The following is an 8,960-nucleotide window of genomic DNA, read 5'->3' on the forward strand; positions in this document are numbered from 1 at the left end:
CGCGATGATCATCTTGATCAGCCGCAGGAAGATGTCGGTGATCAGAGACAGACCCGAAGCGGCCGACTTGGCCCCTTCGGCGTCCAGGAACTGGTTGCACCCCCAGCCGACGAGCACCCCCAGCACCATCGCGCCGACGATCAGATAGGCGAAGCGTTTGTTCATAGGGTCTTCCGTTCCCCCTCGACCGCGTGGCGACCGGGCCTGCTGAAGCGCCCTCCCAGCAGGCGCATTCGTTTCGTGGACGCCCCGAGAGGGGGCATGTGGCGCCCCTTTTGGCCGAGCAGGGCGGCTTCGTCCATGCCTGGGGCGTCACAAAGGCGCAGGCTGGCGGCGCTATGCTCGCCCAGCGCCCGGCCGCGCCCCGCTCTGGTCAGGCTGCGGCAAGGCTGATATAGGACGCCATGTCTAACCAAGAAAAAGCGATCGCCGTCGTCGAACGGCTCAACTCCGAATACGAGCGCGCCGTCGAGGCGCTGCGCACCGCCCTTCGGGCCTATCTCGAAAATGGAACCCGCCCCGACCCGCAGATGCGGTTCGACGGCTCGTTCACCTATCCCGAGCTGCGCCTGACCTACGACCCCGAGGCCCTGCCGCCGAAGCTGGCGCGCGCCTTCGCCCGGGTCAGCCGTCCGGGCGTCTACTCGACCACCGTCACCAAGCCGGCCCAGTTCAAGGACTATCTGGTCGAGCAGCTGACCCTGCTGATGGACGACTTCGACGTCGAGATCGAGATCGCCCGCTCCGAGCAGGAGATCCCCTATCCCTACGTGCTGGACGCCAGCATCGACCTGAACCAGGCCGACGTCCGCAGCGAGGACATCGCCCGCTTCTTCCCGACCACGGACCTGGCCTTCATCGGCGACGAGATCGCCGACGGCGTCTGGAACCCGGTGCTGGAGGAAACCCGGCCGCTGGCCCTGTTCGACGGCCTGCGCACCGACTTCTCGCTGGCCCGCCTGCGCCACTACACCGGCGCCCCGGCCGAGCACGTGCAGCCGTTCATCCTGTTCACCAACTACCATCGCTACGTGGACGAGTTCGTCCGCTGGGGCGTGGAGCAGCTGAAGAAGCCCGATAGTCCGTACACGGCGCTGTCGTGCTCGGGCGGCGTGGTGGTGACGGCGCAGACGCCCAACGCCGAGCAGGCCATCGCGGACGGCGCGTGGCGCAAGCACCAGATGCCGGCCTACCACCTGATCGCCCCGAACGGTCAGGGCGTCAGCCTGGTCAACATCGGCGTCGGCCCGTCCAACGCCAAGACCATCTGCGACCACCTGGCGGTGCTGCGCCCTCAGGCCTGGCTGATGATCGGCCACTGCGGCGGCCTGCGCGACACCCAGACCATCGGCGACTACGTGCTGGCCCACGCCTATCTGCGCGACGACCACGTGCTGGACGTGGTGCTGCCGCCGGAGATTCCGGTGCCGTCGATCGCCGAGGTGCAGCGCGCCCTCTACGACGCGGCCAAGGCGATCAGCGGCGACACCGGCCAGGAGCTGAAGAAGCGCCTGCGCACCGGCACCGTGGTCACCACCGACGACCGCAACTGGGAACTGCGCCACAGCCTGTCGGCCCTGCGCTTCAACCAGAGCCGCGCGGTGGCCATCGACATGGAAAGCGCCACCATCGCCGCCCAGGGCTACCGCTTCCGGGTGCCGTACGGGACGCTGCTGTGCGTGTCGGACAAGCCGCTGCACGGCGAGATCAAGCTGCCGGGCCAGGCCAACGCCTTCTATGAGCGGGCGATCAGCCAGCACCTGCAGATCGGCATCCTGACCTGCAAGCTGCTGCACGAGGAAGGCCCCAACCTGCACTCGCGCAAGCTGCGCGCCTTTGACGAGCCGCCTTTCCGCTGAGGATTGGCCGCTGAGGCTTGGAGCCGTCTGAAAACGACGAAGGGGCGGTGGTCATCCACCGCCCCTTTTTCTTGGGCTTTGCCGCGGCCTATCGCGGCGGCTGGAACTGGATCGGGATGTTGACCCAGCCGTTCCCCGCCGGTTTGCCGTCAGGCAGGGTGGGGTCCATGCGGAAATGCTGGCTCAGTTGCAGGGCCGCCTGGCCAAAGCCCGCGCCCGCCGGCAATTCGCTGGAGACCTTGCAGCGGTGCAGCACGCCCTCGGGCGTCACGTCGCAGCCGATCACCGCCCGGCCCGATAGCTTTTCCGCCTTCGCCTGGGCCGGGTAGTAGCGGTCGAGGTCGGTGATGCCGGGCTTCTGGATCCAGACCGGCTTCGAGACGATCGGCTGGGGCGTCACCTCGGGATTGGCGGCCCAGACGCCGCCGGCGGCGACCGAGGCGGCCAGGGCGACGAGGGCCAGGCCGGCCTTGCGGCGCAGCGGGGTGAGGGAGGCGGCGTTCAGCATGGTCAGTCTCTCCTTCAGGGGATGGGGCCCCGCCGCCGGCCAATGGCAGCCGAGCGGGGCGGTCTTGGCCGTCAGCACCGTGCTGAGCAGCGTTTCGGCATAGAGGCGACGGGCGTGCGGGTGGCGCGCGATCACCGCCGCGTCGCAGGCGATCTCCTGGTCGACGCGCAGGGCGCGGGCGGCCAGATGGACCAGCGGGTTGAACCAGCACAGGCATTGCAGGGCCACGACCAGGCCGTTGATGGTCGCGTCGCCCCGGCGCAGGTGGATGTCCTCGTGGGCCAGCACCAGGTCCCGAGCCTCACCTTGGAAGCGCTGGGCGAAGTCGGCCGGCACGACGATGCGGGGCCGCAGGGCGCCCAGCACCAGCGGACCGGCGTCCACATGCTCGCCGCGCAGCACGCCGGGGGCGCCGTCCAGGGGCGTCAGCCGGCCGGCGGCGCGCACGAAGCGGAGCTGGCGCAGGGCCAGCAGGCCGAAGACCAGGATGGCCCCGAGCGCCCAGGCCAGGACCAGGCCGTCGGCGACGCCGAACGGCCGGCTGGCGGCCGCCGCGGCCGTCGCCAGCGCCTTGGGGGTCAGCGCGACCGTCTGGTGGAAGGTCATGGCCGTGGGCGCGCGGACCGGGACCAGGCTGACCAGGGCGCACAGCGGCGCGGCCAGCCACAGGGCGTAGGCGGCCAGCGGGCCCAGCCGCCGGCGGACCGGCTTGCGCAGCAGCATCACCGCGACGATCGCCGCGGCCAGGGCGAGGTTGGCGCGGACCAGCGCCTCGACGATGTCGCCGCTCACTTGGAGATCCTCTCGACCAGGGCCTTCAGCTCGGCGACGTCCTCGTCCGACAGCTTGCCGCCTTCCGAGAACTGGGTGACCAGCGGGGCCAGGCGGCCGTCGAACAGCCGGTCGAGCAGGCCCTGGCTCTCGGCCTGCACATAGTCGCGGCGGGCCAGAAGGGGGCTGTAGAGATAGCGGCGGCCGTCGGGCTGGGCGGCGATGGCCTTCTTCTTCAGCAGGCGGCTGATCAGCTGCTTGACGGTGCCCTCGGTCCAGCCGTTGGGCTCGCCGACCTCGGCGATGATCGCCTCGGAGGTCAGCGGCGTCTTCCGCCACAGCGCCTCCATGATGACGCTCTCGGCCGAACTGATCTTCATGACGCTGCCTCTCGATCGATGACGTTTGTCAACAATGGCGACGTTGACAGTTGTCATCGGAGTCGTCAACCGGCGTTTTGCAGAGGGCGAGCCCTCTCTCTTTGAGAGAGGGAGGGGCCCGCGCCGGAGGCGTGGGAGGGTGAGAGGTTACGCTCCCCTCCCTAGAACGCTCAAGCATCGTCATCCCGGAAAGCCCGCAGGGCTTATCCGGGAGCCAGGGGGCAGGCTCGGCGGTCAACTCAAACACCCCAGCGGACGCCGCACGCATTGCGGCGGCCCCTGGGTCCCGGGTCTGCGCTGCGCTCCGCCCGGGATGACGGCCGTGAGGTGAAGGTGAAACCGGCCAGCGGTGAAACCTCTCACCCTCCCACCGCTGCGCGGCGGGCCCCTCCCTCTCTCTCAGAAAGAGGGATCAAGAAGGGCGCGTCTTCAGCGCGACACCCGATCCAGGAAGCCCACGATCCCGGCCGCCAGGGACGGCTCCATCACCGCGCTCATGTGGTCGCCGGGCACGCGCTGGGCGCGGCCGTTCGGCAGCAGGCCGGCCAGGGCCTCGGCCGAGCCGTTGTCGTCGTCGCGCTGGCCGGCGATGACCAGGGTCGGGACGTCGATGCGGGCGATATCTTCCGCCGAGGTCGGGACGAAGGCGTTGAGCACGCCCAGCATGGCTTCGGGCTTGAGGTCGCCGGCGGCCATCATCGCCCGCACGCGGCGGCCGGCGCGGGGGTCCTTGGCCTGGTCGCCGTGGCGGATGGCGTCCTCGAACATCGCCGCCCGCTCGCCCGCGCCCATCAGGCCCGTGGCGCCCATGCCGGCCAGGACGAGCCGCTCGGGCCGCGCGCCGCGCACCATCATCCGCACCGCCGTGCGCGCGCCCAGCGAATAGCCCACAAGGTCGTAGTCGGTCAGGTGCAGGTGGGTGACCAGCGCCTGCTGGTCCATGGCCAGCACGTCGGCGGGCCAGGCGGCCGGATCGCTGGGCGCGTCCGAGCGGCCATGGCCGCGCAGGTCGGGGGCGATCACCTTGCGGCCGGCGCTGACCAGCGCCTGGGCGATGCCGGGCAGGAACCAGTTGCTCTCGGCGCTGGCCAGGAAGCCGTGCAGCAGCAGGGTCGGCCAGCCCTCGCCCAGGGTGCGGTAGGCGAGGGAGACGCCGTCGAAGCTCTGGAATCGCTGGACCGGAAGCATGGGCGCACAATCCGCGCGGACGCACCGTTCGTCCAGACTCTCGATTTCGTCACGGGACGCGACTACATCGACGCCATGACCCGTCACATCCCCCTGCAAGGCGTCGAGAACTTCCGCGATTACGGCGACTACGCCGCCGGGGGCGGACGCCTCAAGAAGGGGCTGCTGTTCCGCGCCGCCCACCAGGCCGACGCCACCGACGAGGATCTGGCGGCCATGGCGGGCCTGGGGCTCGTCACCATCGTCGACCTGCGCCGCGCGCCCGAGCGCCAGCGCGAGCCGTCGCGCCGCTGGACCGGCTTCTCGGCCCAGGTGATCGACAACGACCTGGGCGGGCAGGGCGACGATCCGTGGCAGACCTTCCTGCGCGGTTGGGACTACGCCGAGGCCGATCTGCGCGGCTACATGGTCGAGTCTTACCGCCGCAAGCCGTTCACCCCGCGCCATGTCGACCTGTTCACGCGCTACTTCGCGGCGCTGGCGGAAGGGAAGGGGCCGGTGCTGATCCACTGCGCCGCCGGCAAGGACCGCACGGGCCTGCTAGCCGCCCTGACCCATCACCTGGCCGGGGTGTCGCGCGACGACCTGGTCGAGGACTATCTGGCCACCAACGACCCCGAGCGATACGCCCGGATCGGCGAGCGGATCGGTCGCTATCTGGCCGGCTACACCGGTTCGGTCCCGCCCGAGGCGGCGATCCGCGCGGCCCTGGCGGTGGAGGCCGAATACATCCTGGCCTCGGTCGAAGCCATCGAGGCCGCCCACGGCTCCATCGACGCCTATCTGGAGGCGGTGCTGGGCGTGGACGGCAAGGCGCGAGAGGCGATCAAGGCGCACATCCTGGCCTAAGGGGCAATTCCCCAAAGCTTCCTCCCATCCGTCATCCCGGAAAGCCCGCAGGGCTTATCCGGGACCCAGGGGACTGGGCTCCGAAGTTGGATCAGCCGCCCGGCGAAGGCAGTCGCGTTGCGGCGGCCCCTCGGTCCCGGGTCTGCGGCCCGCTTCGCGGTCCTTCGCCCGGGATGACGGCCGAAAATCCACATTCCCTGGCGATTTTCGCGTCTTGATGAAGAAGGCGTGACAAACCAGCGTTCGCGGGCGAGGCTCCGCTTCAGGGTCGCGTCAGACGACCCGCAGCAGGGCGGATACCATGAGCGAGGTCTTGGACGGCGCGCCCGCGCGCCTGGGCGTCGAACGGGCGGCTGGGCGAAAGCCGCTGAACCGGGGCGGATGGTCCTGGGTGCTGCACCAGGGCTCGCGCGACGTCTATGTGGTGCTGGTCACCATCTACATCTTCGCTCCCTATTTCTCGGGCGTGCTGGTCGGCGATCCGGTGCGGGGCCAGGCCCTGATGGCCCAGATCGCCACCACCTACGGCCTGATCGTCGCCCTGACCGCCCCGATCCTGGGTGCGGCGGTCGAGAAGTACGGGCCGCGCAAGCCGCTGGCCGCGACCCTGCTGACCATCATGCTGCCCGCGCTGATCGTGCTGTGGTGGGCGACGCCGGCCGGCGGGCTGCCGCTGGCGGCGACGGCCGGGGCGCTGATCTTGCTGGGCGTGGCCTACAACTGGGGCGACGTGGCCGCCAATTCCCTGCTGCCGCGCGCCGCCGCCGAGCCCGGCCAGGCCTCGCTGCTGTCGGGCCTGGGCTACGTGTTCTCCAACGGCCTGTCGGTGCTGATGCTGATCTTCATGCTGTGGGGCTTCGTCCTGCCGGGCCAGGTCGACTGGCCGGGGATCCCCAAGGCGCCGCTGCTGGGGCTGTCAACCGGCCATCATGAGCCCAGCCGCCTGTCGGGGCCGCTGTCGGCCCTGATCATGGCGCTGGGCGCGATCCCGTTCCTGCTGTGGACGCCGGACGCCCCGCGCACGGGCCTGGGGATCGGCGCGGCGCTGAAGGCGGGCCTGGCCCTGCTGCGCGACACCTTCGCCAACCTGCGCGGCCACCGCGACGTGGCGACCTTCCTGGCCGCGCGGATGCTCTATTGCGACGGCATGACCGCGCTCCTGGTGTTCGGCGGCCTGTTCGCGGCCGGGGTGATGGGCTGGGGCGCGCTGGAGATGCTGGTCTACGGCGTGTCGCTGAGCCTGGTCGGCGCCTTGGGCGGCTTCCTGGCCCCCAAGCTCGACCGCGTGCTGGGGCCCAAACGCGCCGTCCAGATCGAGATCGCCGGCTGCCTGGCGGCGCTGATCTGCCTGCTGGGCATGCGGCCCGATCGCATCCTCTACGTCTTCGCCTACGATCCGGCCGGGCCGGCGGCCTGGGACGGGCCGATCTACCGCACCCTGCCCGAGCTCTTCTATTTGGGCCTGGGCCTGGTCATCGCCGTCTGCGTCACCGCCCAGTACGCCTCGAGCCGGACCCTGCTGGTGCGCCTGGCGCCGGCCGACCGCACGGCGGCCTTCTTCGGGCTCTACGCCCTGTCGGGCACGGCGACGGTGTGGCTGGGCTCGGCTTTGGTGGCGGCGGCCACGACCCTGTTCCACAGCCAGGTCGCCGGCTTCGTGCCGATCGTCGCCCTGATGGCCCTGGGCGCGCTGGGCCTGTTCGCCGTGCGCGGCGGCGAGCGCGAGGCTTGAGGCTGTAGCCGTCGGCCGCGGGCGGCGCTATCACCCCGCGATGCGCGACGTCGCCCTCATCGCCGCTCCGTGGCGGGACCCCCTCTGGGCCGCGGCCCCCTTCCGGGACGAGCCGTTCGCCTGCGCCCTGCTGTCGGGCGGTCCGGGCGAGCGGTGGTCCTACCTGCTGCGCGCGCCCGACCAGACCCTGACCCTCGAGGCGGCCGATCGGCGCGACCCGTTCGCGGCCCTGGCGGCCATGATCGGCGGGGCCCTGCCCAGCGATCCCGAAGGCCCGCCGTTCCAGGGCGGCGTCCTGGGCCTGGCCGCCTACGAGCTGGGCGACCGCATCGAGGCGCTGGACCTGGCGCGCGGCGACTGGCCCGACCTGTTCTGCGCCCGCTATCCGGCCCTGCTGGCCTTCGACCACCTGCAGCGCACGGTCGTCGCCGTCGGGCGCGGCGAGGGGCAAGCGCAGGCGCAGGCTCGCGCCCGCGCGGCGCTGGCCTGGCTGGACGCCCCGGCCCGCGATCCCTTCGAGGGCCGCGTGTGCGACGCCTTGGAAGCCGAGCCGCCGGCCGCCTACGAGGCGGCGGTGGCGCAGGTGGTCGAGCGGATCCTGGCCGGCGAGATCTTCCAGGCCAACATCGCCCGGGCGTGGCGCGGCCGCCTGGCGCCGGGCGCCGATCCCTTCGACCTCTTCGCCCGCCTGCGCGGCGCCAGTCCCGCGCCGTTCGCCGCCTATCTGCGCCTGCCGGGGCGGGCGATGGTGTCCAACTCGCCCGAGCGGTTCCTGAAGGTGCGCGGGGGCGAGATCGAGACCCGGCCGATCAAGGGCACCCGTCCACGCGGCGCCGATCCGGCCAGCGACCGCGCCCTGGCCTTCGAGCTGTCGGCCAGCGCCAAGGACCGGGCCGAGAACCTGATGATCGTCGACCTGATGCGCAACGACCTGGCCCGGGTCAGTCCGCCGGGCAGCGTGCGCACGCCCGATCTGTTCAAGGTCGAGACCTTCGCCAACGTCCATCACCTGGTCTCGACGGTGCAGGGGCGGCTGAAGCCGGGCCTGGGCGTTTCCGACCTGCTGCGGGCGACCTTCCCGCCGGGCTCGATCACCGGCGCGCCCAAGGTGCAAGCCATGAAGGTGATCGCCGGCCTGGAGGGGCCGCGCGGGCCCTATTGCGGCTCGCTGTTCTGGGCCGGCTTCGACGGCGCCTTCGAGTCCAGTGTCCTGATCCGCACCGTCGGCCTCGTCGAGGACCAGGGCGGCTGGACGCTGGAGGCCAAGGCCGGGGCCGGCATCGTCGCCGACAGCGACCCGCTGTCCGAGCGGCTGGAGACCGAAGCCAAGATCGACGCCCTGCGCCGGGCGCTGACGGGGGAGGGCGCATGATCCCGCTCGATGATCGCGGCCTGCTGCTGGGCGACGGCCTGTTCGAGACCCTGCTGGCGCTGGACGGCCAGGTCCGCCACGTCGAGGCCCATCTCGACCGCATGTCGGCGGGCTGCGCCGCGCTGGGCCTGCCGGCGCCGGACCGCGACCGGGCGCGCGATCTGGTGCTGGCCGCGCCGGGCGAGGCGGGGCTGACGTCTGGCCGCGCCGCCGTGCGCCTGACCCTGACCGCCGGCTCGGGCGGGCGGGGGCTGGACCGGCCCGAGGCGCCCGCCTGCGTGCTGCTGGCGTCGTGCGCGGC

The 8,960-nt window shown here is 71.5% G+C and carries 6 protein-coding genes and 3 pseudogenes; 5 read left to right on the plus strand and 4 right to left on the minus strand.

Features of this window, described 5'->3' with window-relative positions:
* Positions 1 to 165: pseudogene (locus DDF62_RS16980) on the minus strand (dicarboxylate/amino acid:cation symporter); the annotation flags it as partial.
* A 239-nt stretch (positions 166 to 404) separates the two neighbouring features.
* Here DDF62_RS16980 and DDF62_RS16985 point away from each other — a divergent pair.
* Positions 405 to 1,859: an AMP nucleosidase gene (locus DDF62_RS16985; protein ID WP_116490196.1), complete on the plus strand. Its 1,455-nt coding sequence runs from the start codon at positions 405 to 407 to the stop codon at positions 1,857 to 1,859.
* 88 nt (positions 1,860 to 1,947) lie between these two features.
* Here DDF62_RS16985 and DDF62_RS16990 read toward each other — a convergent pair whose 3' ends face one another.
* The 3 genes from DDF62_RS16990 to DDF62_RS17000 form a co-directional block, all read right to left on the minus strand.
* Positions 1,948 to 3,159: a TonB family protein gene (locus tag DDF62_RS16990; protein ID WP_116490197.1), complete on the minus strand. Its 1,212-nt coding sequence runs from the start codon at positions 3,157 to 3,159 to the stop codon at positions 1,948 to 1,950.
* A complete protein-coding gene (locus tag DDF62_RS16995; RefSeq protein ID WP_116490198.1) occupies positions 3,156 to 3,518 on the minus strand; it encodes a BlaI/MecI/CopY family transcriptional regulator in 363 nt (120 codons plus the stop codon). Before DDF62_RS16995 ends, DDF62_RS16990 begins: the two co-directional genes overlap by 4 nt.
* A 429-nt stretch (positions 3,519 to 3,947) precedes the next feature.
* Positions 3,948 to 4,706 (minus strand): alpha/beta fold hydrolase, encoded by a 759-nt coding sequence (locus DDF62_RS17000; protein WP_116490199.1) that lies wholly within the window; start codon positions 4,704 to 4,706, stop codon positions 3,948 to 3,950.
* Between the two features lie 75 nt (positions 4,707 to 4,781).
* Between DDF62_RS17000 and DDF62_RS17005 the strand changes: the two genes are divergently transcribed.
* The 4 genes and pseudogenes from DDF62_RS17005 to DDF62_RS17020 all read left to right on the plus strand — a co-directional run.
* Entirely contained in the window at positions 4,782 to 5,555 is a 774-nt protein-coding gene (locus DDF62_RS17005) for a tyrosine-protein phosphatase (RefSeq protein ID WP_116490200.1), read from the plus strand.
* 301 nt (positions 5,556 to 5,856) lie between these two features.
* A pseudogene (locus tag DDF62_RS17010) lies at positions 5,857 to 7,281 on the plus strand (MFS transporter); the annotation flags it as partial.
* 2 nt (positions 7,282 to 7,283) lie between these two features.
* A pseudogene (gene pabB, locus DDF62_RS17015) lies at positions 7,284 to 8,659 on the plus strand (aminodeoxychorismate synthase, component I).
* On the plus strand, positions 8,656 to 8,960 hold a 305-nt coding region (locus DDF62_RS17020; RefSeq protein WP_208866891.1), incomplete at its 3' end, for an aminotransferase class IV. The pseudogene pabB and the gene DDF62_RS17020, both read left to right, overlap by 4 nt.

Source organism: Caulobacter radicis (assembly GCF_003094615.1).
GTDB classification, from domain to species: domain Bacteria; phylum Pseudomonadota; class Alphaproteobacteria; order Caulobacterales; family Caulobacteraceae; genus Caulobacter; species Caulobacter radicis.

Excerpts from the sequence above, each read along its gene's own strand:
- DDF62_RS17000 (WP_116490199.1), bottom strand. The coding sequence starts at position 4,706 with ATGCTTCCGGTCCAGCGATTCCAGAGCTTCGACGGCGTCTCCCTCGCC.
- DDF62_RS17005 (WP_116490200.1), top strand. The coding sequence starts at position 4,782 with ATGACCCGTCACATCCCCCTGCAAGGCGTCGAGAACTTCCGCGATTAC.
- DDF62_RS16985 (WP_116490196.1), top strand. The coding sequence starts at position 405 with ATGTCTAACCAAGAAAAAGCGATCGCCGTCGTCGAACGGCTCAACTCC.
- DDF62_RS16995 (WP_116490198.1), bottom strand. The coding sequence starts at position 3,518 with ATGAAGATCAGTTCGGCCGAGAGCGTCATCATGGAGGCGCTGTGGCGG.